Origin of the sequence: Roseimaritima multifibrata (assembly GCF_007741495.1) — a bacterium.
Taxonomy (GTDB): domain Bacteria; phylum Planctomycetota; class Planctomycetia; order Pirellulales; family Pirellulaceae; genus Roseimaritima; species Roseimaritima multifibrata.
Genome location: NZ_CP036262.1, coordinates 4,769,248 through 4,793,948, shown reverse-complemented (window position 1 = coordinate 4,793,948; position 24,701 = coordinate 4,769,248). Strand labels below are relative to the sequence as shown.

Here is a 24,701-nt window from a genome sequence, read left to right as displayed (position 1 = left end):
CCAGAACCTTCTCAGCCAGCAACGGACCGATCTTTTTTGAAGGGATTACCGGTTGAAGGTGTGGACCATCAACGTGCCGGTATGGCGGTCGACAATTTTCACCGAGTAGCCGCAGGGCCAGCAATAAACGTACGTTTTGCGTCCCAGTAGATCGCGATGCGTTTCGCACGAAGGGGCCCCGACACAGCATCGTGGGACGCAGACCTTGACCGTCACGGGACAGCATTGGCAGGGTACCGAAAGTCGAGTCGTAAAGGTCTCTTTGCACTCGCAACCGCAGTAGGCATGAGCCAGCAACGGGTGGTTCCAGTATTTGATTTTTGGCGGTTCGCAGCAGGCAACGGTAGCGCGTGGCCCAAACAGTGACGTGAAGCTGTACGGTTCGTAATGTTCGTTGTGCCCGTAGTACTCGTGAGGTTCCGAGTAAGCGCCGCGGTAACCACTCAGGGGAGCGGCCGACCGATAACGGGAACCGTCAGCATGATAGCTCGACTCATAACCGATCGGAGGTGAAGAAACGTAGCTGGAACCTTCGAAGGACTCCATGTACTGCGGCGATTCAATCGATTCCCTTCCTGCTCGGTAGCTTTCGGTTTCGCCGTAGTTGCTTGGTTCGCTGTAAGTGTTGGGCTTGCCGTAACGGGACGCGGGAGGAACGTCGGGTGTGTCGTTGTAGACAGGGGCTTGCCCATATGGATAGCCGTGCAGAACGACTTCGGAATCGGGCGAAATCGTGCCTTCGATCGGCAGACCATCGACCAGAGGACCGGTCGGTTCGGATTGGTCAAGGATCGATTGCTCGCTCGATTCCTGTTCACGGAATGAGCTTTCCCGAAGGATGACGGCTGGATCGTCTTCGTAGGGAACGACGTCGTAAGGCGAAATCGGTTCGACCGAAGGAATCGCGACCGGGTCCGGAATGGCATTGCCAGGCGGCAATAACTCTTCCACTGCCAAAGCTGGCAGCACAAACAGGATGAGAAGGGCGATGGCACCAATCGCAATCAAGCCTGACTGGATTTTACGGACATGGGGAGCGCGGATCATGGCAAGCCTCGGATTCGTATTTGGGGAACGTACTTCGGCAAACCTAGGTCTTCTATCCACGCATTCGGCAGAAAAATTGTCAGGTAACAATTCCCCTCACGTTAAAAAGAGGGACTGTTCGGGATGTAGCGATTCCAACGATGGCGAAACGGCTTGCCGTTTACAAACACGAAACGCAAGCGAGTATTCAAAACCGTTACGCAATCGATTCAATTGGACCCTCATCAGCGAGTCGTTTATTTACTCCCTTGCGCTTCGTGCTTGTATTTGTTTGCCCGCTCGCGTTGCTACCGGGGATCCGATCCCCCGCTGTGATGCCGTTTTTGTCATGCCAGTTGACAAAAAAGGGGGCGGCGGCCAATTTGTTAGCCCCCTTTTCATAGGAAATCTGCATCATGTTGCCCCGCACGCTTGAGCTCGAATTCAGTGAAGATCTGGAAGAGACCTCTCTTTACGACCAGATGGACCATCAGGCTGTTAACGAGGCTTTCGTGACCGATTTGGTTGCTGGGGGGAGTGTTGGCCCCGATGTTCTGGATATCGGGACCGGGACGGCAAGGATTCCGATTTTCTTGTGTCAGCAATTGGAAGACGTTCGGGTGATGGCTCTGGATGCGTCCACGGCGATGCTCGACTGTGCTCAGACGAATGTCGATGTTGCGACGTTGTTGCACCGAATTCAATTGGCTCATGAAAACGTTCATGACCTGGCTGTCTTTGAAGACGATATGTTTGATACCGTCCTCTCCAATACGCTGCTGCATCATCTGCCTGATCCGATGGTCCTGTTGTCCGAATCGGTGCGTATGACGAAACCGGGAGGCCGTGTCTTCGTTCGTGACCTGGTCCGTCCGGTAAGTGAATCGGCCGTGGAAGCGATCGTTCAAGACGTGTCGGCCGGCGAACCGGAATCGGCTCAGCAATTGTTGCGACACTCGTTGCACGCAGCTTTGACGCTGGAAGAGACTCGGGCGATGGTCGCCCAGCTTGGTTTGGATCCGGAAACCGTCCAGATGACCAGTGACCGACACTGGACTTTGGATGCCGTGATCGCTGTTGCATAAATCGGATTTTAGTAGCGTCTCCCGAGCGGCGATGATCGCTTGCCGCGACTGTTTTAAATCGAATTGAAGGTCCAAGCATGCAGAGCTACCTCGGATTACTTTCTGAAATCATGGAAGCCGGAGCCGTTCGCGATGATCGTACGGGGACCGGAACGCGAAGTCTGTTTGGGCGGCAGTTGCGTTTCGATTTGCAGCAGGGGTTCCCGTTGCTAACCACAAAGAAACTCCACTTGCGTTCGATCCTCTACGAATTGCTGTGGTTCCTGCGAGGTGAGACAAACATTGCTTGGCTGAAGGAGAATGGGGTCCGCATCTGGGATGATTGGGCGGACGAAAATGGAGAGCTTGGTCCTGTTTACGGAAAGCAGTGGCGAAGCTGGCAAACGCCCAGCGGCGAAACGATCGACCAGATCGCCGCAGTGGAAAATGCAATCCGCACCAACCCCGATTCAAGGCGATTGATCGTGTCGGCCTGGAATGTCGCGGATGTCGATTCGATGGCCCTTCCCCCCTGCCACTGCTTGTTCCAGTTTTATGTCTCCGAGGGACGCCTCAGCTGCCAACTGTACCAACGCAGTGCCGATGTCTTCCTGGGCGTCCCCTTCAATATCGCCAGCTACGCGTTGCTGACGCTGATGATGGCTGAGGTGACCGGCCTGCAGCCCGGCGATTTTGTGCACACCTTCGGAGACGTCCATCTGTACAACAATCACCTGGAACAGGCTGGGCTACAGCTACAGCGCGAGCCTAGGAAGCTGCCGGAAATGCGGTTGTTGAACCAGCGGAAATCGATTTTCGATTTTCAGTTCGAGGATTTCGAATTGGTCGATTACGACCCGCACCCCCATATCAAAGCCCCCGTGGCCGTTTGATCGTTGTCGGCCATAGCCGTGACGGCCGTCACGTAGCGACGCTCGCCAGAGCTTAGGCAGCTGGGCAATACGCCACGAATGGCTTGCGCGTTCCCCGCGAAAGTAACGAACGCAAACGCACCTTGCACGTTCCCTGTGAGAGCGTGTTGTTATGATGCGACCGTTGTCCTGCACCGTATCGTGGCCGGGACCTAACCGTTTCCTTTTTAGAGAACAACGATCATGAATTTGGCTGCGATCCTAGCTTCAACCGATTCCGGTGTGATTGGCAATGAAGGCGGCATGCCCTGGCGTTTGTCGACCGATCTGCGGCGGTTCAAGCGGTTGACGATGGGGTTTCCGATCATCATGGGGCGAAAAACGTTTGATTCGATTGGCCGTCCACTCCCCGGACGCTTAAATGTTGTTTTGACTCGGTCTGCCGACTGGGCCCACGAAGGAGTCCGGACGGTCAACCTGGAAGAAGCGTTGGCGATCGCCGATCAGCACGAGCAGGCATTTGTCGTCGGCGGGGCTGAGATCTATCGCCTGATGTTGCCGTACTGCCAAGCCGTCCATTGGACTCGGGTGTTGGCCGATATCGAAGGGGATACCCGTTTCCTGTGGGACCGCAGCGAATTTGAATTGCTGCACGACGAAGCATTTCCCGCTGGCGAAAAAGATAGTGTTCCCACCCGGTATGAAATCTGGCAGCGTCAGTGAACCGAGGTGTGAGAGCGAGGCTTCGGCAAGGTTCACGCTTGCCGGCAACAGGTTCACTCGCGTTGCAGAAGGTTCAAAGCTAGGCGACCTGAGGGCGGATTCTGTTGGGTTGCCTTCTGATCTGGTCGGTTTCAAAAAGGTTCTCAGGGCGATCTTTAGCCCGATTTGAAATTGGACTTGATTTTGCACCTCTTTTTTTTCTAGTCTCCGCTGGTATTCAATCAGCCACCGGAGCCCATTCCTTGTCAGTCAACCAACCGCAACGACCAACCACGCGACACGGGGGAACCCTTGCGTTGCTGCAGGTTCTGCTTGTAGTGTCGGTTGGGCTGGGGAGCGCCGGCTGTACTCAGAATCCATACATGGCGGCTCCCACCGCTTGGCAGAATCCACAGCAGCCTGCAGTGAACCCCCTGGATTCGCAGATCACCGAATTGCAACGCCGCGTGCAGTTGTTGGATGACAATAACCGTCAATTGCATACGCAGATCGCTCAGGCAGAACAGCAGACTCAGGTTTACCGCGACGAATTGTCGCTGGTCCGTCAGCAGTTAGCCGAGTCGACTTCGCAGCTTGAACAGACCCGCTTGGCGGCAAGCCAAGCGGAGCAGCAGGTGCGGGGCATGCAGGCTTCCACCAAATTCCGCGGCGGGGCATCGATTCAGGCCAATACCAACCTGCAGGCGATGGCTCAGGGCCTTCAGCTGGGAGGCTTGGCGATTTTGCCTGAAGGAAATACGCTCCGTATCGTTTTGCCTGCCGATCAGCTGTTCCAGAGCAATACCGCCAACCCACAGCCGCAGGCGGCTGCCATTATCGATCCGGTTGCCGGTGCGATCCGCAGTCATTTTCCGCGTCAGAGGATCGGGATTGAAGGGCACTCCGATGGCAGCCCACTGTATGGTGGCCAATTCAATAGCCCGCATCAGCTGACCGCCGCTCAATCGGTTGCGGTGCTGGAAATCATGACTACCCGCGGCAAGTTGCCAGCGCCGCAGGTCTTTACGAAAGCGATGGGGGCGGCGAACCCCCGCTACGATAACACCACCGCTGCCGGACGAGCCGCAAATCGTCGCGTGGAAATTATCATTTATCCTGAAACGTTTTAATTCGTTTCGGACTCTGGGCGTTCTAGGGCTGGGCAAGGTTGCTATGATGGCAGCAGAAACAAATTGGTTTACCCTGCTTCGCGCCTAATTCTCTATCGCTTTTCATGCATATCGGTCTGTTTGTTCCGTGTTATGTCGACCAGTTTTATCCAGATGTTGCGGTCGCGACGTTGGAATTACTGGAATCTTGCGGCATGCAAGTCGAATTTCCGTCCGCACAAACATGCTGCGGGCAGCCGATGGCCAATACGGGCTGTGCGGAAATGGCTGTCCCGCTGGCCGAGCGATTTGTTGAAATCTTTCAGCCCTACGATTTTGTGGTCTGCCCCTCAGGGTCTTGTACCGCGATGGTCGTGCATCACTACGATCATTTGTTTAGCGGCGAAAAACGAGCGGCATTCGAAGCGGTGCGTGACAAGACCCTGGAATTGTCGCAGTTTCTAGAACGGTATGTTCCGGCCGAAAAACTGAACTTCCCCTCCTTCCCGCACCGCGTGGGACTGCACCAAAGCTGCCACGGTTTGCGGGAGCTGCGAATTGGGGCCTGTTCGGAGCGGATGGTGACCGGCAATGACAGCGTGGGCGAGCTTCTTGAACGCGTCCCCGATTTGACCCGTGTCACATTGAAGCGGGCCGATGAGTGCTGTGGATTCGGAGGGACCTTTGCGGTCGCCGAAGCCGATGTCTCCGTCGCGATGGGGCTGTCCCGAGTCGCTGATCACGCGGCCGCCGATGCCGAAGTGATTGTCGCCGGTGACATGTCTTGCCTGATGCACATGCAGGGATTGATGCGTCGCGACGGCAGCCCCCTGCGAGTCATGCACCTTGCACAGTTGTTGTGCGGCAGATCGATCGATATCAATCACGACGCAAAGGAACAACGACGATGAAGTCGACCGTGGACCACCCAACGGCCGCAAAACCTTTTGTTGCCAATCAAGAACGGATGAAATGGCACGACGGGGCTCTTTGGTTCGTCCGAGAGAAACGCGATCGTCAAGCTCATTCGATTCCCGAATGGGAATACTTGCGAGAATTGGCTTCGCAGACCAAGGCACACACGCAGGCCAATTTGGCGGAATACCTGGAAGCGTTTGAACGCCAGGCTACCGCCGCAGGGGCGGTCGTCCACTGGGCGGCCGACGCCGAAGAGCACAACGCGATCGTGTTGGGATTGCTGCAGAAAAATAACGTCCAACGCGTCGTCAAAAGCAAGTCGATGCTGACCGAAGAATGCCACCTCAATCCGTACCTTGAAGCCCAGGGGATCGAAGTTGTCGATACGGATTTGGGCGAACGCATTATTCAGCTTCGCGATGAACCCCCCAGTCATATTGTTCTGCCGGCGATTCACCTGAAGAAAGGAGATGTCGGCGAAACCTTTCATGAGCATTTGGGGACCGAGAAAGGAGCTTCCGATCCGAAGTATCTGACCGAAGCGGCACGGCAGCATCTGCGAGACCGTTTCCTAAATGCCCAAGCAGGTATTACCGGAGTCAATTTTGCGATCGCGGAAACCGGCGGTGTGACCGTTTGCACCAATGAAGGAAACGCCGATCTGGGGGCCTCTTTGCCGCCGTTGCATATCGCTTGCATGGGGATCGAAAAATTGATTCCTCGCCAAGCCGACCTTGGAATCTTCTTAAGGCTTCTGGCAAGAAGTGCCACGGGACAGCCAATCACCACTTATTCATCCCATTTCTTGGGGCCAAGAGAGGGGGGGCAGCTGCATATTGTATTGGTCGACAATGGGCGAAGTTCGATTCGTGACCGCGATGAGTTTCGCGAAGCGCTGAACTGCATTCGCTGTGGTGCCTGCATGAATACCTGCCCTGTCTATCGGCGTAGTGGCGGGCATAGTTACGCCTCCGTCGTCCCGGGACCGATTGGCAGTGTGCTTTCCCCTGCTGCAGATACCGAACAGCACAAGTCTTTGCCATTTGCCTGCAGCTTGTGTGGATCATGTACCGACGTTTGCCCGGTCAAAATTCCGTTGCACCATCAGTTGTTGGCTTGGCGACAGGAAATCGGACGCGAAGGGTTGCTGCCGGTTAGCAAACGCATGCCGATGAAAGCGGCTGCCGCTTTGTTCGCGCGTCCACGTCTGTTCGCAGTCGCCGGCTGGTTTGGGCGATTCGCCCTGCGAGTCCTGCCTCATGCGTTGACTCACAATCGGCTGAACACCTGGGCGGTTGCTCGCGAATTGCCCATCGCCCCCAAGAAGAGTTTCCGTAGTTGGTATCGGGATCAGGATCGTCCGGCGAACTCCTTGCCGATTGTGACCCCCGATCCGGAATCGTCTCCTACGAAGAATCGATAATTGCCATGACCTCCTCCAGTCGCCAATCCATTCTCGACCGAGTTCGCAGCCGTTCGCTTCCTGAAGCGCCGTTGCCTGAACTGGACCATGATCGTTTGATTCGGTTTGATGATCTTGCCGATGCATTCCAGCATTCGGCGGAATCGGTCGGGGCGACCGTGATCCGTTGTCGGTCGATCGACGAGGTTCCGGAGCATCTTCTTAAGATCGATAGTTTTCGCGAGGCGGACGAATTTGCCTCTACAATCGAAAAAATCCCTGGAAATGTCCAAGTCTCCTCAAGAACAAGCGGGCACGATTGGGCCTCGCTCGATTGGCTGTTAATCCAAAGCCGTTTAGGGGTCGCTGAGAATGGAGCGGTGTGGGTTCCAACCCAAGAGCTTAATAACCGGGTTCAGGTCTTCATTACCCAGCATCTAGGGGTTGTGTTGAAAGCCGAGGACCTGGTGCATCATATGCATGGTGCCTACGAATCGATCGGGGCGATCGAACGTTACGGCGTCTTTGTTTCGGGGCCTAGTAAAACCGCTGACATCGAACAATCCTTAGTTTTGGGGGCGCATGGATGCCGTACCCTCACTCTGTTCTTGCTGGTGTAGGCCGGCATTCCCTGTCGGATCGGTCGTCAAATCCTGTGCCAATTGGCACGGAATCTCGGTAGGCACCCAGGGGGCTTGGGGGGTGGCTTGCCTGACTCTTCGCGGACCCATTGCTTTGGGGGGAACCGCAAGTCTGCTTCTTGGGTAGGGCGTTTTGCCTACATCAAAGCCCGATCAAAGGCATGCCAATTCGGGCCTCCGTTTTTAAAAAACGTAAAAAAATAGGAAGCACTTGCTTGACTCCGCTTAGGCGTGACGTAGAGTGAATTAGGTAACGATAGAGCCACCTTGTGGTGTCAATGCCAAATTTGGTTTTTTTGCTCCATCGTAGAAGTCACGCCGAAGAACGACGAGGCGCGAGCCGACATGGTGTCGGATCGTTTACAGGCCGGAGTTCAATTTCGGGAATACACGCCGCCGGTCACAAAGGAATGAATGGATGTTAGTTTTATCTCGGAAGAAAAATGAGAGCATCGTCATCAACAACGACATCAAGATTGTCGTCGTTGAGATAAGAGGCGACAAGGTCCGCCTGGGAGTCGAAGCTCCTCGCGAAGTGCCCGTTCACCGCCGCGAAGTCTATGACGCGATTCAACGCAGCAAAGAAGACGCTCCTGAGCAAGTTTAAGTAAAAATATTTCAACGCGAAATGCTTAGGGTTTTGGTCTATTTGGCCAGCTGTGCAGCAAGAAAAGTCGCCGGGTTTGAAAAAATATTGCCCCGACCCTTGACGCATTCGAGTGCCTCCTGGTAAACATTAGGCCAGCGACAGCGAGGGCCCCTTCGTCTAGCGGTTAGGACACCGCCCTTTCACGGCGGCAGCACGGGTTCGAGTCCCGTAGGGGTCATCTTTTGACAATGCCCCGGTAAATCCAAAGCCATTATTGGTCTGGATTTGCCGGGGTTTTTTTATGCGCCTGCAAAGACTGCGCCGAATTGCCTTGGACCGTTTTCTGCCTGTTCAAGAGACGCGTTCGGCGGACGGTTCAGGGCTTTGACGTGGGACGCGATGTCGCGCTCTCATGTGCCCTTCTCTGCGTCGTTTCGGCTTGGGGTGATGATCGACCGATCGACCTCGCGGCGTCCGATCTGACAGGCTTCGCAGGCCAAGTGGATCGACTTGAAAGCGATCGCTGCGATGCCGCGGGCCGGAGCAATGTTTGGGATGCTTGAAAGTGGCGGGACCGTCCGCAGCGGATTCGATTTCCGGGGACGATCGGACTGAAAAGATATTCCCGTTTTTTGGGGTCATTTGCAAATCGCCCTTCGTTCTAACGTGTATAACGATGGGCAATGCGGGTTGCCTTTGGCCCCCCCAGAATCGAGGGGGCGGGCTTTATTTAGGCAGCGCGAACCCGTTACATTCTTTTCTGGAATGATCAGGGAAAGCAATCGATGCCCGACTTTGAGCCCCTTTTTGAACCGTGACTTATGCCTGACCAAACGACGCAAGATACCTTCCCGGCCGATCCCATCGTCTTTGTCGTCGATGATGAAGCCAGTTCCCGGAATGTGATCGCTGAAATGGTGAAGTCGATGTCCTTGCCGGTTGAGTCGTATGATTCGGCGGAAGCGTTCTTGGCGACTTATCGGAATCAACGCCCTGCCTGCATCGTCACGGATCAGAGAATGCCAGGGATGAGCGGAATCGATCTGATTGAAAAACTTCAAGAGCAGGATCTGACTATCCCGGTGATCGTCGTGACCGCATTCCCGGACACGCAGTCGACGGTCCGAGCCGTCCGCGGCGGAGCGATCAGCCTGATCGAAAAACCTTGCCGTCGGGAAAAGTTATGGACGATGATCGTCGAAGCGATCCGCCTGGATAAGCGAAACAGCGTCAAAGATGCGGAACGTGAGCACGCGAAGCAGTGTGTTGAATCGCTCAATGAGGGAGAGCGTGCAGTTGCCCACATGTTGATCGAAGGTTTGGCCAATAAAGTCATCGCTGCCAGGCTGGACGTCAGTCTGCGGACGGTGGAATCCAGACGTGCTGCGATTTTCAAAAAGTTTGGCGTCACGTCCATCGCCTCAATGGTGCTTCTCTGGTTGACCGCCCACCCCGATTCCTAAATATCGAGAATCTCTCTTCCCGTTCACCCGCGGCATCGGGCTGAGGTAGCAGCAGCGACCCTCTTAGCGGAACGGCCCGTCGGCTATCCGGTCCTATTCTTAGCGGAACGGCGCAAGCCGTCCGGCCCGTTCGTTGTGTTTTCAATGCGATTGCCGGACGGCTCGCGCCGTTCCGCTAAGAAATAGTGGATGGCATTGGACGGACGCCGACCGGGCATCGCTTTGGAATTGCCTCGCGTATTTTGCCGGACGGCTCGCGCCGTTCCGCTAAGAAATAGTGAGCGGCGTTGGACGCATGCCGACCGGGCATCGCTTTGGAAATGCCTCGCGTATTTTGCCGGACGGCTCGCGCCGTTCCGCTAAGAATATTGGACGGCATTGGACGCATGCCGACCGGGCATCGCTTTGGAAATGCTTCGCGTATTTTGCCGGACGGCTCGCGCCGTTCCGCTAAGAAATAGTGGGAGGCGTTGGACGGACGCCGACCGGGCATCGCTTTGGAAATGCCTCGCGTATTTGCCGGACGGCTCGCGCCGTTCCGCTAAGAATAGTGGGTGGCGTTGGACGCACGCCGACCGGGCATCGCTTTGGAAATGCCTCGCGTATTTGCCGGACGGCTCGCGCCGTTCCGCTAAGAAATAGTGGGCGGCATTGGACGCATGCCGACCGGGCATCGCTTTGGAAATGCCTCGCGTATTTGCCGGACGGCTCGCGCCGTTCCGCTAAGAAATAGTGGGCGGCATTGGACGCATGCCGACCGGCTCGGACGGTCTGCAAATCGCCATGGGAATTCCTTCCGGGAGCACTTTTCTAGCTCGCCCGCTAAAAACAACGCTTCATTTCTCGTGATCCGGCTCGCCGCAATGCTCAAAAATCCTGCGGTTTGCCGTACTGGCTCGCGTCGCATTGTCATGTTTTTTGAGCCTCGCGTAGCCGGATTTTTAAACGACGTAAATCTTCCGAATTCACCACCTGAAAACTTCAGCGGTTTGCCGGTACGTTTCACGCAGCCAGAGCCGACCACATCTGCATCGTCGCGGACGTTTTTCTTCGCTTCGTTACGGTGCATCCCGACTTTCCGTATCGTAAGAAAAATCAGCGATTTACCGGTGAAATTGCGCATTGGTGCTAAAGAAATGCGTGGCATTTAGCGTGCGGCAATTCGCTCTTGGCAGGACCGGCAGAACGCCCATGACCTTGCGAAATCGTGCCAGCTACAGCCCTGTGAAATGGGGACGCCTCGCCTCTGCTGAAGGCTCCCCAAAGGGACGTTCTTGAGGGGGCTTTACACCCTGATTTCCGGCGCACTCAGATCGCATGGTCAAGCCATTATTTGACAAATGCAGAAAATTCTGCTTGCAATTTGGTCCTAGTGATCGTTAAAACCACACTAAAGCCCTTTAAGGGGGTGGGGCCGCCGGTTAATCGGTACTTTTCAAATTTTGCATATTCTTGCTTGCTTTTCGGAGTCGCGGTCGCCCGAGCGGTGATCGTTGCTGTTTGCTTTTCTTTTCTAAAGCGTAGGGGTCTCTGATGCGTACTTATCTTGGCCGGCATCGTGTCGGTTTTACGTTGGTTGAGCTGCTAGTGGTGATCGCGATCATCGGTGTATTGGTTGGCTTGTTGTTGCCTGCGGTCCAGGCGGCTAGAGAGGCTGCCAGGCGTATGTCTTGCAGCAACAACATGAAGAACATGGCGTTGGCGGTACATAACTACCACGACACTCACAAGAAATTCCCTGCCGGCAACATCGCGTGGAATGGTCTGGGAACCAATTCGACACGCGCTCAGGCGAATTCCGAACCGAATGGTCGGTGGTACAACGGAATGTGGGCGTGGCCCGTGGCGATCCTGCCATTTATGGAAGGGCAGAATCTGTACGACCAGATGGATTTCAACCAGCTCCCGTACACGCCCGAACGGGGGGACGTCTATTTCGGTGACTACGGTCCTGAGACGAATCACGGGGTCGTCAATGAACTGCCTTGTACCTCCGCTCCCGCTGCATTCCGTTGCCCCAGCGTTCCGCTGATCGGCGATGAAGGGGCCTTTAAGGACTACGCGGGGAACAGTGGTGGCACAAGAATGAGCACTTGTTGTCCCGAACGGGCCACGGACACCGACGGCATCTTCCACAAGAACAAGAACTATACGTTTGGATCGATCATCGATGGTTCGTCCAACACGTTGTTGTTCGTGGAGCAGTCCAACTTCATTCAAGGACATAATCGTCCTACAAATCCTTTTGTATGGATGAACCACAGTTCACAGGGTGAGTCGATTTCGCACCAGGGCGGCAATAGTTTTCCTCCAAACTTACCCAAGGCAATTGTGATCGATGCTTGGCGAGTCACCGGTCGACTGGCTCGAGGAATGCATCCTTCGGGAATCATGGTCGCTTACTGTGACGGTAGCGTTGGCTTTGTTAGTGAAACGATTTCGGTGAACAATTGGCGCGCGATTCATAGTCGTGATGCCGGTGAAGTCGTGCAGAATTAGTAGGGGCCAGTTTGGCTGTCCTTTTACGGCTTTTGTATCTGCATGCGTTTGCACTTTTTGAAGCGAAAGGGGGTAATGTTTTCTTGATTCTTCTCTTGATGAAAAGGAAATATCCCCCTTTTGCGGATCTCTTTGAGGCGGCTGGTCGCTTGAAAAAGCAGCAAGTCGGGTGCGCATGTGCCATGCGGTGAATCGCCCACATATTAACGCTTCTATAACCTTGCCGAATATGATCCGAATAAAACGAACCGCTGTTGTCATGATTGCTTTGTGCAGTTCCGCCCTGCCCTTGCTATCGGGGTGTACGCCAAGCACTGGCTTTTATGAAGTCGAAGGGACCGTTACGCATAATGGCGAACCGGTACCGAAGGTGTTTTTGATTTTCCATCCTGCAAATCCGGACATTCATCCTGAAGCGATGGCGATGAGTGATGAACAAGGCCGGTACAAGATGATGGTTGGCAATTCGCCGGGAGTACCGCCAGGCGAACATACTGTGTACGCAACCGATCCGGCTGCGGTTCAGGGGGGCTCCAGCTCCGATGACCCTGATTACAAAGAGGTTATTACGAAATATGGTCCGGGAACATCGACCTATAAAGTGACGATCGACAAAGACGAATCCGAGTTGGAATTGAAGCTGGACTAGTTTCCCGCTATTGTCAGTTCGCATTCGATTAATGATGCGGCGAGTTGTTGGCTCGATACGGCCATGCAACTCGCCGTTTTTTTATGTTCAGTCTCTTTTCGACACGACTTGATACGGATAGATCCCCATGGCAATTGAACCAGCAGCTCGTCAATTTTTGATGGATGCACTCGCGACCCCAAGTCCTTCTGGATATGAAGAGAAGGTTCAGGCGGTCGTGCGTCAATACATCGAACCGGTTGCTGAAAGTGTGCGCATTGATGTGCACGGGAACCTGATGGCTAGTTCGGTACCGGGTGATGGGCCTCGCTTGATGTACGCAGGTCACTGCGATCAGATTGGGATGCTGGTTTCTTATATCGATGACGAAGGATTTGTTTACGCCAACACCATTGGTGGCTGGGATCCGCAACAATTGATCGGTCAAACCATGACCATCTGGACCGACCACGGTCCTTTGCCTGCCGTGATCAGCCGCAAACCGATCCATCTGCTCTCTACGTCCGAGCGAACCGAAGTCGTCAAGATCGAACAAATGTGGTTGGATATCGGAGCTTGTGATAAGGCCGAAGCTGAAAAGCACGTCCGAATCGGCGACCCGATTACCTTGCATCTGAATCATCGCGCCCTGTTAGGTGCCCATTTGAGCGGACCCGCAATGGATAACACGACAGGGATGTGGACCGTGATGGAAGCCTTTCGGCGAGCGGCGGTTTCGAAAAGCGAACTGCGTTGCCAGCTGACCAGCGTTTCGACCGTGCAAGAAGAGATCGGACTGCGCGGTGCGAAAACGGCCGCTGGATCGATTCGCCCCGACGTGGCGATCGCGGTCGATGTCACCCATGCATCCGATTGTCCGACGATCGATAAAACCCAGCGTGGAGATATTCGCTTAGGAAGAGGCCCGGTGATTGCCCGCGGGCCGAACATGAATCCACGGGTGGTCGCTCGCTTAATCGAGCTGGCTGAACGGAACGGGATCCCCTACCAGGTGGCAGCGATCGGACGGGCGACGCCCAATGACGCGAACGTTTTGCAGATCCATGGCGGTGGCGTTGCCACCGGATTGGTAGCGATCCCCAATCGCTACATGCACTCGGCCGTAGAAACCATTTCCACCGAAGACATCGACAATGCGGCAGAGTTGCTAAGTCACTTTGCACTCGAATTATCCGCGGATGACGATTTTACGCCTTGCGTCGGATAGGTTTCGATCCTCATGCAAATGCATTGGTTGCAACCAATGCATTCGAGCCGAGGGGGCCGTTAGATTTTGTAAACGAAAATTCACGCGAATCGTTAGCAGAAGCGATAACGAAAAAAAACCGGGTCTCGGCTGGGTCGACTGTTGGGTAGCTGCATTGGCAGCGAATCCCAAAAGTCCCGAGACCCGGGTTAAGCGGGTCGAAGCAGGCGATTGCTTCAGGAAAACAGAAACTTAACGGCGGGCGACCGGTCGGTCTGCAAGTCGCATGTAACCGTAAAGCGTTTTGTTACTGCGTAGAATATAAAACCGAGTTTCTGGGGCTCGTTGCAATTCGGGATGGTCGATGATCATTTCAAGGTCATCCAACGAGGCCGTTCGCCACTCATGAATCCCAAGCAGAATGTCTCCTGGTTCAATTCCCTGATGAGCCGCCGGCGAGCCACTTCGCAGGGAGGTGATTTTTAGTCCTCCCTGATTGGGCGTGGCGGTACGCTGATTCAGGCGGCGTAGTTCGGCTGAGCTGAGGGGTTCGGTGCGGATGCCAATCCACTGCCAAACCAAGTCTGCCGTGCGAGCGCCGAAGTTGCTGGTGCTGGGATCGCCGGCCACCAAAGTGAATTCTTTCTTAACGCCGTTGCGAGTGATCTGCATTGGCACCGAGTCGCCGGGACGTACTTCCGTGGCCGCTAGGGCAAAATCGAATCGCGTCTGAACTTCTTTGTTGGCAACTTTGGTGATTTTGTCGCCCGGTTCCAGCTGAGTCGAAAGAGGGTGTTCGATTTGAAGCGATTGAGTCCCCGGAGCGAGCAGTTCCTCAACCCCAAGGCTCACCTGCTTGCGATTGCGTTCTTCCAGCATGATGGCGACCGTTTCCAGAGCTTGGTCGACAGGGATCGTAAAGGCGATCTGTTGGGCACCGACGCGGACGGCGACGTTGATCCCGATCATTTTTCCTTCGATGTTCAGCAGAGGCCCGCCGGAATTGCCAGGGTTGATTCCGGCACTCGTCTGGATCAAATCGCGGTAGGACTGCGTTTCGTTGACCGGTACGTCTCGGTGGAGTGCACTGATGATCCCTTGGGTCAGCGTGTTTTCGTAACCAAAGGCGTTGCCGATCGCCAGTACCGGTTCGCCGACCATTAGGTCCTCGCTACTGGTCCGAGCGATGACTGGAAGCGGTTCGGAAACATTGATTTTGATGACCGCTAGGTCGTTGGCTCGATTATGTGAAATCGTCGAAGCGGAAACCGTTCGTCCATCTTTCAGGGTCACACGAATGTCGGCCACATCTTCGATGACGTGGAAGTTCGTAATGATGTAGCCCCGCGGGTCGACAATGACTCCGGTACCCATCCCGTTTACTTGTCGGAACGATTCAGCGGAACTGCCATTAAAGCCAGCCGTGGTCGAACGAATGGTTTTTTGCCCGTGAATGTTGACGACGGACGGGCTAGCCGCTCGGTAGGCCCGCACCACGGATGTTTCCCGCGGCGAATCCCCAAGAGCCGTAGGGGACGCCAGCAAGGTGAATACCAGGGCTGCAGCCAGCAAAAGGCGGGGTGTTGGCCGCGAGACCGTGATCTTCGTATCGTAAAGCATATAACTCGCGCCGGTTATCGAGTCGCTCACGGATTGGCTAGAGTCAATCCGTGCAGCCGTGATGATTGGTGAATCGCGTAGGATCCTTATGAATGCAAGGATCGGAATAGGGCCACCTATCTCTTGATGGGGCGATTCTCAACCGGCAAGGTTTACCACGGTTACCACATTTCGGCCCCCGGAAGACCAGATTGGTAGACCGGGTGGGTGGGGACGGGGTGAAATCGAGGCCAGGGAACTTCGGGAAGCTTCTCCGCGGGACCCGAATCAGGTCCGCAATCGACCTCTTCACAATGCCCGGAGCAATTCAGTCCACAACTTTGGACGTTTGGGCCGCTGCCTGGCGAGGTTTTGGAGAACAACAGGGCCTCGTCTAAAGTCCGAGGTCCCGGATCGGGCGTTTCGTGATAACGCACGCTAGGAATGTTCAAGCCAACGCATCCCGTTGCCCCGAAAATTCCGGCAGCAATGCAGATACGGATGAATAAAAAGAAAGGTGCGTTTTGAGATTTCATTGCACTCAAGTACGCCGGTACGCACCATGGCTTGAATGGCCTGGTGCGTACCGGCGAGCATACACGGGCCCCCCCGCAGTAGTCTAAAATCGGCTATCGGTTTAAGAATCCTGAGCGAACTTTTCGGAAGAATTGATTTTTTCGGAATACATTGCCAAGCTTCTCTAGTTCGCGACGAACGGATCCTATAAACCGACGGCAGTGTCTCTTTTGAGGAGGGCGATTCGAATTGACGCGATAAAAACCAATTTAGTCCAGCCTTCCCCGGCGGAGGTCGGTGAGAGCGTGCCAAGAGAAGAGGCGGTTGTGCAGGCGAGATTAGTTTCCTCGCAACCCGATCGCGGCGCCGCAAGAAGCTGGCCTCGGAGAAGCTTTACGGCAGTGGCCGGAGCCACGGTGGGGCTCTTTCGCTTCGGTTCGTTGTCTGTCCTGCTGGCTCTTTTGGCCGCCATCCCCGCGCTTCAGTGGATCACTTTTGGCTACATGTTGGAGGTTTCTGGAAGGCTCTCGCGTGGCGAAAAACTCCGCGATAGTTTTCCATGGAGCGATGTGGCGACTCGAATCGGTTTCGCATTGGCGGCAATTTTTCTAGTCAGCCTGCCCGTCCATTTATTGACTCATTGGTCGCAGGTCGCTCGCCTGATCGACCCTGAAAGCAATGCCTCTTTACCCCTTCGTTGGCTGGGCGGGTTCGCGGTAGGGGCTGCTGGAATTTATTTGTCGTGGGCATGGATGCGCGGCGGGCGGCTTCGCGATTACCTTTGGCCCGCGCCTATTCGCTTTCTAAAAACCTATTGGCGTCCCTCGACATGGCTGGCTGCTCGAGACGATTTATGGAGCCTGCTTGTTTCGCTGGAAGTCCCTCGATTGTTCTGGTTAGGAGTCCGGGGGGCGGTGGGGACTTTGGTCTGGATCATTGTCCCTGCGATTTTGCTGATTGTGGCAAACCGAGAAGGGAAAGGTGGAAGTGCGGGGGTGCTGGGAGCATTGGCGTTTGTCGCGATGGGAATCGTTTTGATGTACGTCCCTCTGCTGCAGTCTCGCTTTGCCGAGAAAAATCGTTTGACGGAAATGTTTAATGTGGCTGCCGTAAGAAGGTCCTATCGGAGAGCACCCTGGGCCCATACCTTCGCAGCCCTACTGCTATTTGGATTAGCGATTCCGTTGTACCTGCTAAAAATAGAAACGCTTCCGAGGGAAGCGACATGGCTTCCATGTCTGATGTTTGTTGCCCTGATGTTGCCAGCAAGAACCGTTCTGGGATTAGCAACGCGTCGTTCCAATCATCGACCAGAGCCACAAGGATGGTGGGCAGGAATTCAAAGATGGATGGCAAGAGGATTGATGCCAGCGATCGTAGGGATCTACATGTTGTTCGTATTTCTCTCGCAGTATCTAGACGTCCACGGCCTGCAAACTTGGTTCCACCAACATGCGATCCTGGTACCGGTTCCCTTTACGGGAACCTAGTAATTCGGAGCCAAGGCATCGCCTAACTTTCTTAGCGGCACGGCGCAAGCCGTCCGGCCTTTTTGGGGAGTGGGGGATCGCACCATTGGCCGGGCGGCTCGCGCCGCACCGCTAGGAAGACAGTGCACGGACCTTTCTTAGCGGCACGGCGCAAGCCGTCCGGCCTTTTTGGAAGCGTGGGATCGCGCAATTGGCCGGGCGGCTCGCGCCGCACCGCTAGGAAGACAATGCACGGACCTTTCTTTTCCGGGCGGCTTGCGCCGTTCCGCTTAGAAAGATGTCACGGTTGGTGGCATTGGGATGATCCCGCTGGTTGCCAACGAAAAAAGGCAAGGCTGAAGCATATGGGGCTCCAGGTCTTGCCTTTGGTTTGGAAGCTAGCGATGACTATTTTTTTGCAGCTGGTTTGTATTCGGCATTTCCGATTCCGATGATGCCCAAGCCGACTCGAGGTCCAGCATTTCCGCTGGGCTGGCTTTTAAGGTCATCAGCGTCTGCATGAATGACAAAGCTGCGTCCGAGGACGAAGTGCAGTTTGGTGTTTTTAAGAGTGGTTTTGATTGTGGCGACACCTTCGTCGTTTGCTGTGATGTTGCCCAGGTCACCCACATGACCATGACCCTCCGGGCCATGATCGACTCCCGCTGGGTTAAAGTGGCCCCCAGCGCTTGTCCCTTTAGCCCCGTCGCGAAAATCACCGAATTCATGGATATGGAATCCGTGCTTTCCCGGAGTTAAATTACGGACCTTGCCCATCACCTTCAGGTCGTCTCCGACTTGCTTCAGCTGAAGAACTCCGCGGACCTTGTTTCCTTTGGTCGGGGTCACGATCGCGACGCCAAAGGTCGGGAGGTCACCGTGATGATGCCCCGCTTCCGCGTGCCCATGATGGGACTCTTTCTCGTGGGAATGGGCTGGTTTATCCTGAGCGCTCGCCGAAGAGAACGCAAAACATGTGGCGAAGGCGACCGCTAGCGCGAAGGGTTTGGTTCGGATCATGACTTAGGGACTTTCGGAAAGAGTTAGAAACGGGACGTTGATTGGTGAATAGAGCAGATTGCCCTGCACCATGTACTGTAATCAGACGTCGCGAATTGTGTGCCAAAACTGCAGGCTTTCAGGCCTAGGTTTCTACCGGGGCGCCTGCGTTTTCCTGCTTAGGGCGGGCTTGCGACGGAGAAGGTGTCGCAGATGCTTTTACCGCTGCAGGTCGGACGGCTTGTGCCGTTCCACTAGTAGATGGGGCCGGTTCCTCGCCAGCCGCAGCAAGCAATGTTTGCTTGTGCGGCGGAGTCCCTTGCCGGCAGTTTCTAGCTGCCTAGTTCGACGTCGATTTTCGCTTCGCTTGCGGCTTCGCGAAGTTTGTTCAGGGCCCGAGCTTCCAATTGGCGAATTCGCTCTTTGGTGACGCCCATTTCCTGTCCAACTTCTTTCAGCGTTAGTGGCTCGCTGCCTTTGGCTAGGCCAAAGCGAGCACTAATGATCTTTTGCTCACGTTCATCCAAGCGATTCAGGATGCGACCGACTTCGCGTTGACGTTGACGCTGGGTCGATTCTTCGACGAACGGATTGCCTCGATTATCGCTTTGAGCCAGGAACAGCTCTTCCGCGGTGGTGCGGAATCGATCACGGTGCTTGAATTCCGAAGGAATCGTGCGTGCGAAATTCTTCATGATCGCCCAAGTGGCGTAGGTGCTGAATTTGTTTCCGCGCCCATAATCGAATTTCTCGGCGGCTCGAATCAATGACATGTTGCCATCGCTTACGAGTGCGAAGAAATCGTCCGTGCTGTTCATGTGCCGCTTCGCGATGGAAACGACCAGTCTTAGGTTCGACTGCACGATCTTGTTTTTGACCGCAACAGCTTGCTCGTACAGGTCATGAATCTGTTCCATGACCGCCGCGCGATCCGCACTGTTCTGCAATTGTTCACGAAGCTGGCTGGCTTTGTGCTTCAAGTAGTTCATCTTGCGAAACAGGTGGTATTCCTGTTCGCGATTCAGCAGAGGCACGTCGTACAAAGCGGCCAAGTAAGGAGGCAGGTCTGCAGGAACGCGTTGTCGTCTGGATGCTGGATCCAGCGCTGGCATTTCACCTAGGAATTCAGGTTCGCGAGAAGCATCCTCGAAGTCTTCGTTGTACATGTAGTCCAGCGGCAACTCCATCGTCCGAGCCACTCGAACGTCAACCAAGATGCGGGTGATGCTACTGCGAGTCCGCCCGTAGCGTTTGCACAATTGATTGACCGTCGAACCGCGATGGAACTGTTGAAAGATCGAACGCTTGTCCTCTTCGGTCAAAGTCCCACGATGGTTGGGGAAAATCGCCAAGGAGGCGTTTTCAGCATCGTAATTCTTCAGCGTGTAGCGGACCGTTTCGGGGCTCCGGTGCATCTGTTCTGCCAAGCAGCGAGTCACCTCGGAAAGGCTGGCTCCCGATTCGGCCAGCTGTCTGGCGCGTTCGATGATTTCACCCTTCTCTTCGTCGCTTAATTGGCTGAAGCGTTCGCCACGGCGGATTCTTGCGCCATTTTTGGCAACAAATCGCTCGACGCTGCTTTGCAGGAATCCGACGCGTTTGCGTCCACCGACGACAAACCGGCGGCTTACCAAGCCTTGGTCTCGCCAACGGCTGATGGTTTTGGTCGATACACTGAACATGCGGCTCAGGTCGCCGACGGTATGGACCGACTCGTTCGCTTCTTCGATCGTGATGTCTGCAGCTTCAGACATGTCTTCGACGAATAGACGAAGGTCATACTTCAGATCGGCTCCTTTGATATTGCGTCGCTGCGACAGTTCGGGCCGATAATCGGTGATCCGGAAGCAGACAAAATCAAAAGAGTAACTACGGCTGTCTTCTAGATCAGCCAATAGCTGCTCCGCTCGCATCGCCTGTTCAAGCTTTTTAGCTCGAGGAGCGAAACGGACCTGTTGGTCGCGCAGTTGTTTAATATTTTCGTCGCGATATTCTTCGTGCATCGCACATCAATCCCAGTCTGGGAGTATTCTCGACCGAAACGTCCATGCGACCCCGGCGGGTCGCTCGATCAATACTCAGTAAGCCCGGGGGACACTTCCTCGTGAAGCACCATTGTAATGACTTGCCGGCTCCATGCCGACTGCTATGTGTTCTTCGTCCTTCTACATAGACGCGAAAAAGCGTCCGCTCTCTCCATCAAAAGACCCAAAAGTTCTAAAAAGGTTCGGCTGCCCTTGATACAGCCGCTGTAGCTATCGCAACCTCATCATAGGGAACTTCCAAGTCGATCGCTGATCTGCCGAGTGTTGCCCACTGATCCCCTCGGTAGAGGCGACCGGTGGAGCTTATCACGTCTTTCGTAAGGGAGTATTAGGAAATTTCGCGCCGTTTGCGTCGAATCGGACCAACTTCTTTGTTGTCAATAGCGTAAGTGTCTAGTACAGAATGCTTTGCGTTTTTTTAGTTGACTGTTTTGCGGTTGCCCGTAAAGCCCGTGTGCGCTGTAATTTGTACATTTCGTTTGCAATTAATGTAAAAGCGGGGCTGCACGTCTGTCTATTTGGCAGTACGGCATTCAAAGAACGCTGTTTCAATCTGCCTGAATTAATGGAGATATTGCCGACATTTGGTCGATTTGAGTAACTCGCCGGGGCTCCAAGGAAGGAGTGGCTTGGACAGATTTTCTTGTGTTTCGAAAGCAATGGAATGATGAAACGACGCAATTTTCTGCTGAATGGACTCGCGGTCGCTTCGCTGGCTGGAGGTTTGCGCAAGGCTTCTTATGCCGCACCTAGCGACGAGCAGTATCTTTTCACCCCCGTCCTGCATCCGACTTGTCGGGTGCGGATCGAGATGGAATTAAAAGGGAACATTGACTTAGCTAAGAACGAATTGGTTTCTAAAGAACGGGTTCGTCAGTTGCCAATCGCCTACGATTCGGTCCTCGATTATGAGGAGCGTCTCTCTGTGAAAGATGATCAAAAACCGCGCGGAGCCCGCCGTTACTACCACACCGCGATGAGCCAGGGAACGACCTCCGGAACCCCCAGTCGTCTCGAACTGCGTGATTCGGCGAAGCACACGGCTGTCCATCTGACCGAGGGCCGCAGTGTTTCCTATGCCGCCAGTGCGTATCTGACTCACGAAGAAGTCAGTTTGCTGGAAATTCCTGTCAACAGTCTAGTGATCGATCAAGCCCTTCCGACCGAACCGTTGGCGATCGGAGCAGAGTACAAGCTTGATACCGAAATCCTCCGCCAATTGCTGGATATGGATGCGATTCAGGAGCAGGATGTCGTTTCGAAATTGGTTTCCGTCGACGACAAATCAGCTCGATTTGAGTGGACCGGAACCGTGCAGGGATCGACCGATGGGGTCCCGACGGTGATCGATTTGGCTGGCAAAATCACTTTCGATCGTAAGGCCAAGTTCTGTTCTTGGGTTGCGATCGCACTCCGTGAGCGTCGTCAGATCGGCAAAGCAAAACCTGGTTTCGAGCTTTCCGCAACGATTAAGGTTCTGCGTAAACCACTGACCGACGTGGTGACGGTTCTTGATAAACCGCTTGGCGATACGCCCAAACCAGCTCAGTTGTTGGTCAATCTTTACAGCACTGCCGGGCGGTATGGCGTTTTGATGGATCGTCGCTGGCAAATGATTTCCCAGTCTAGCAGCCTGTCGACGATGCGGATGGTCGATCAGGACCGCGACATTGCCCAGTGCGATGTTCGTCACCTGCCCTCGTTGGACGCGGGTCGCCAGTTGACCCTGGAAGCGCTGCAGGCGGACATCAAAAAATCGTTGGGCGAGCAGTTCAGAGAGTGGATTTCCGCCTCGGAATTGGCGAACGGCAGCGATCTGCGAATCGCTCGGGCTCATGCGATGGGTGTCGCCGAAGGGGTCCCCGTCCATTGGGTTTTTGCACACTGCAGTGACGATAGTGGACGCCGGATTTTGGCCACGTTCACATTGGCGGCGGATAACCAAGAGGCGTTTGCGGGGGCGGACGAGCAATTCGTGCAGTCTTTGCGGTTCTTGACCGTCGCATCGCCGAGTACCGATGAAGAACAGGAAGAGGAAGGGGATGCTGCTGCGAAGCCTGACACGCAAGCCGCTTCTCGGCCAACATCTGCTGCAAAAACGCAGCGATAGACAGATAATGATGAGTGTTTTTGTTCTCAGCAGTTAAACTGAGAAAGGACCGCCATTGGAGGCGTCCCTCGAGAGGGACTGCCGAGGGGGTCCTTTTGTCCTAGCTTTCGCCGAGCCTGATGGTCTCTAGCATGAAATCGAACCTATTTATTGTCGCCGCTGGCCTGTTGCTGGCGTTGACTGTGCAGCCCATTCTCAGTGGGCAAGATTCGAAATTGCCCGCGGTTCGAGTTGAATCGACGTTGTTCGCTCCTGGGACCGTGACAATTATCCCGCCTCAGCCGACAGCGGAAGAGACCTTTACGGGGCCGATCGCGCTGCGTGATTTTATCGATGCCCATCCCGAAATCGCGTGGAAAGCTCCCGAATTCAAGGATGGTCGTCCCTACAGTGACCCGCGAACGCGAACCCTGCCCGAAATGGCTCGCCAGGTGATTCTTCGCCGCGAAGTCTATTCGCTAGAATTCGCCTTCAAACCGCTTCGTCAGATCTATGCCGACGTGCCTCAGCCCGACGGCCGCATGAAACGCAAGCTGATCTGGTATATGGTCTTTCGAGTCCGTTACTTGGGGGGGGACCTGCGAGCCGCCGAAGATAGCAGCAGCAACACTCCGTATGGAAGGATCGAAGCGGTTAGTTACAAGTCGCGACGCTTCTTGCCGTTGATCGTGTTGTCCAATCACGTGACAGGAAAAGAGTATCTGGACCGAATTTTGCCAGCGGTTAAAGACGTGATCGCTACCCGCGAGAAAATCACGGCCCCGCTCTACAATACGGTCGAAATCAGTTCTCAGCCGATCAAGTTAGCTACCGACCCTTCGTCTCCTGGCGTTTGGGGATTGGCGACCTGGGAAGACGTTGACCCTGAAATTGACTTCTTTTCGGTCTACGTATCGGGGTTGACCAACGCCTTCAAACGGGAAGAAAGCAAGGACAACAAAGTCACGTTGCTGAAGAAAACGCTCCAGCTGAATTTCTATCGCCCCGGCGATACGATGCGGCAGACCGACGATGAAATTCGCTTTGGGATTCCCGCCTTCTCCAATGCTAAAGAGCAGAAGGAAATTTTGGACGAGTACGGGCTGACAAAGCGGCTTGATTATCAGTGGGTTTACCGCTAATCTTTGGGGCTAACAATCCAATCCATATCACCGATCGCTGACGTTTATCGGAATCCGCCGGATTCCCGGAACGTTTCAAAGGCCTGAAGGCAGGCGATCCTCAACCGAATACAGAGACGATGGCACATAAAAAGGGACAGGGCTCCAGCCGTAACGGACGCGACAGTAATGCACAACGTCGTGGTGTGAAACGTTTTGGTGGCCAGAAAGTGACTCCAGGTAGTATCTTGGTTCGTCAGGTAGGTACGAAATTCCATCCAGGTGCCAATGTCGGCATGGGGAATGACTACACCCTGTTCGCATTGACCGAAGGGGTTGTTCGTTTTGACCGAAAAGGTCGCCGAATCAACGTAGACGCTGTAGCCGTCGAAGCTGCGTAAGTACGCCACAAAACATTCTGAACGCGTGTCGTAGGCCTCCTCTGTTGAGCACTGCGTCACGCGGAATCTTTGTGGTCTTTTAGTGATGCACTCTTTGCTTGAGGGAACTCCCTTGGGCATTTGCCAAAGAACGCTCCCTTCTTGACGATACAGACAGGGTTTTATTGCGGATCTTTTCTGGCCCCCTTGCTTACGTCAGAAGGACTACCGCATCGGTGTAGTCGCTCTCGTTGACGTTCATCGCCCGTGAAGGCATGCGGCAAGCGGATGGGGACTCCACTTCGATAAACATTCGAGCGGTTGCTCGTTTGGTTCGCACGTTCCCCTGCCCTGGCTGTTGGG

Annotated in this window: 22 protein-coding genes and 1 tRNA gene; 18 read left to right on the top strand and 5 right to left on the bottom strand. The window is 54.6% G+C overall.

The features are described from left to right. Positions 1-45 precede the first annotated feature (45 nt). Positions 46-1,047, bottom strand: coding sequence for a hypothetical protein (locus FF011L_RS17370; RefSeq protein ID WP_145352862.1), 1,002 nt, complete (start codon positions 1,045-1,047; stop codon positions 46-48). A 395-nt stretch (positions 1,048-1,442) separates the two neighbouring features. On the opposite strand from FF011L_RS17370, the gene FF011L_RS17365 reads away from it, so the two are divergent. From FF011L_RS17365 to FF011L_RS17300, 14 genes are all read left to right on the top strand, one after another. Further along, positions 1,443-2,111, top strand: coding sequence for a class I SAM-dependent methyltransferase (locus tag FF011L_RS17365; protein ID WP_145352861.1), 669 nt, complete (start codon positions 1,443-1,445; stop codon positions 2,109-2,111). Between the two features lie 77 nt (positions 2,112-2,188). Next, the gene (locus tag FF011L_RS17360) at positions 2,189-2,983 is read left to right on the top strand and encodes a thymidylate synthase (protein ID WP_145352860.1); all 795 of its coding nucleotides are present in this window, start codon (positions 2,189-2,191) and stop codon (positions 2,981-2,983) included. Positions 2,984-3,205: 222 nt separating this feature from the next. Beyond that, positions 3,206-3,685: a dihydrofolate reductase gene (locus FF011L_RS17355; RefSeq protein WP_145352859.1), complete on the top strand. Its 480-nt coding sequence runs from the start codon at positions 3,206-3,208 to the stop codon at positions 3,683-3,685. 242 nt (positions 3,686-3,927) lie between these two features. Further along, positions 3,928-4,794 carry an OmpA/MotB family protein gene (locus FF011L_RS17350; RefSeq protein ID WP_246109477.1) on the top strand — a complete coding sequence of 289 codons (867 nt, stop codon included), beginning with the start codon at positions 3,928-3,930 and terminating at the stop codon, positions 4,792-4,794. A gap of 104 nt (positions 4,795-4,898) precedes the next feature. Continuing rightward, positions 4,899-5,684 carry a (Fe-S)-binding protein gene (locus FF011L_RS17345; RefSeq protein ID WP_145352858.1) on the top strand — a complete coding sequence of 262 codons (786 nt, stop codon included), beginning with the start codon at positions 4,899-4,901 and terminating at the stop codon, positions 5,682-5,684. Then, a complete protein-coding gene (locus FF011L_RS17340) occupies positions 5,642-7,114 on the top strand; it encodes a lactate utilization protein B (RefSeq protein WP_391560941.1) in 1,473 nt (490 codons plus the stop codon). The genes FF011L_RS17345 and FF011L_RS17340 overlap by 43 nt, the downstream gene beginning before the upstream one ends. Positions 7,115-7,119: 5 nt before the next feature. Continuing rightward, positions 7,120-7,713, top strand: coding sequence for a LutC/YkgG family protein (locus FF011L_RS17335; protein WP_145352856.1), 594 nt, complete (start codon positions 7,120-7,122; stop codon positions 7,711-7,713). 439 nt (positions 7,714-8,152) lie between these two features. Next, complete coding sequence (csrA, locus tag FF011L_RS17330; RefSeq protein WP_145352855.1) at positions 8,153-8,341, top strand: carbon storage regulator CsrA; 189 nt, start codon at positions 8,153-8,155, stop codon at positions 8,339-8,341. A 148-nt stretch (positions 8,342-8,489) separates the two neighbouring features. Next, positions 8,490-8,561, top strand: a tRNA-Glu gene (locus tag FF011L_RS17325). 583 nt (positions 8,562-9,144) lie between these two features. Next, positions 9,145-9,786: a response regulator transcription factor gene (locus FF011L_RS17320; protein ID WP_145352854.1), complete on the top strand. Its 642-nt coding sequence runs from the start codon at positions 9,145-9,147 to the stop codon at positions 9,784-9,786. 863 nt (positions 9,787-10,649) lie between these two features. Beyond that, positions 10,650-10,937 carry a hypothetical protein gene (locus tag FF011L_RS17315; RefSeq protein ID WP_145352853.1) on the top strand — a complete coding sequence of 96 codons (288 nt, stop codon included), beginning with the start codon at positions 10,650-10,652 and terminating at the stop codon, positions 10,935-10,937. 382 nt (positions 10,938-11,319) lie between these two features. Next, positions 11,320-12,285, top strand: coding sequence for a DUF1559 domain-containing protein (locus FF011L_RS17310; RefSeq protein WP_145352852.1), 966 nt, complete (start codon positions 11,320-11,322; stop codon positions 12,283-12,285). A gap of 229 nt (positions 12,286-12,514) precedes the next feature. Further along, on the top strand, positions 12,515-12,934 hold the full coding sequence (locus FF011L_RS17305) for a carboxypeptidase-like regulatory domain-containing protein (protein ID WP_145352851.1): 420 nt from the start codon (positions 12,515-12,517) through the stop codon (positions 12,932-12,934). A gap of 127 nt (positions 12,935-13,061) precedes the next feature. Further along, positions 13,062-14,141 (top strand): M42 family metallopeptidase, encoded by a 1,080-nt coding sequence (locus FF011L_RS17300; RefSeq protein ID WP_145352850.1) that lies wholly within the window; start codon positions 13,062-13,064, stop codon positions 14,139-14,141. A 231-nt stretch (positions 14,142-14,372) separates the two neighbouring features. Here the strand turns inward: FF011L_RS17300 and FF011L_RS17295 are convergent, their stop codons facing one another. Beyond that, entirely contained in the window at positions 14,373-15,770 is a 1,398-nt protein-coding gene (locus FF011L_RS17295) for a trypsin-like peptidase domain-containing protein (RefSeq protein ID WP_145352849.1), read from the bottom strand. Positions 15,771-16,675: 905 nt separating this feature from the next. Here FF011L_RS17295 and FF011L_RS17290 point away from each other — a divergent pair. Next, the gene (locus FF011L_RS17290; protein ID WP_145352848.1) at positions 16,676-17,725 is read left to right on the top strand and encodes a DUF4013 domain-containing protein; all 1,050 of its coding nucleotides are present in this window, start codon (positions 16,676-16,678) and stop codon (positions 17,723-17,725) included. Positions 17,726-18,112: 387 nt separating this feature from the next. Here the strand turns inward: FF011L_RS17290 and FF011L_RS17285 are convergent, their stop codons facing one another. Next, a complete protein-coding gene (locus FF011L_RS17285) occupies positions 18,113-18,724 on the bottom strand; it encodes a superoxide dismutase family protein (protein WP_145352847.1) in 612 nt (203 codons plus the stop codon). A 311-nt stretch (positions 18,725-19,035) separates the two neighbouring features. Then, on the bottom strand, positions 19,036-20,706 hold the full coding sequence (locus tag FF011L_RS17280; RefSeq protein ID WP_145352846.1) for a sigma-70 family RNA polymerase sigma factor: 1,671 nt from the start codon (positions 20,704-20,706) through the stop codon (positions 19,036-19,038). 709 nt (positions 20,707-21,415) lie between these two features. Between FF011L_RS17280 and FF011L_RS17275 the strand changes: the two genes are divergently transcribed. The 3 genes from FF011L_RS17275 (at position 21,416) to rpmA (ending at position 24,359) form a co-directional block, all read left to right on the top strand. Continuing rightward, positions 21,416-22,858: a hypothetical protein gene (locus FF011L_RS17275; RefSeq protein WP_145352845.1), complete on the top strand. Its 1,443-nt coding sequence runs from the start codon at positions 21,416-21,418 to the stop codon at positions 22,856-22,858. A 131-nt stretch (positions 22,859-22,989) separates the two neighbouring features. Continuing rightward, entirely contained in the window at positions 22,990-23,979 is a 990-nt protein-coding gene (locus tag FF011L_RS17270) for a hypothetical protein (protein ID WP_145352844.1), read from the top strand. Between the two features lie 119 nt (positions 23,980-24,098). Then, entirely contained in the window at positions 24,099-24,359 is a 261-nt protein-coding gene (gene rpmA / locus FF011L_RS17265; protein ID WP_145352843.1) for a 50S ribosomal protein L27, read from the top strand. Positions 24,360-24,549: 190 nt separating this feature from the next. Here the strand turns inward: rpmA and FF011L_RS27070 are convergent, their stop codons facing one another. Next, positions 24,550-24,678: a hypothetical protein gene (locus FF011L_RS27070; protein WP_261342543.1), complete on the bottom strand. Its 129-nt coding sequence runs from the start codon at positions 24,676-24,678 to the stop codon at positions 24,550-24,552. Between the last annotated feature and the right edge of the window lie 23 nt (positions 24,679-24,701).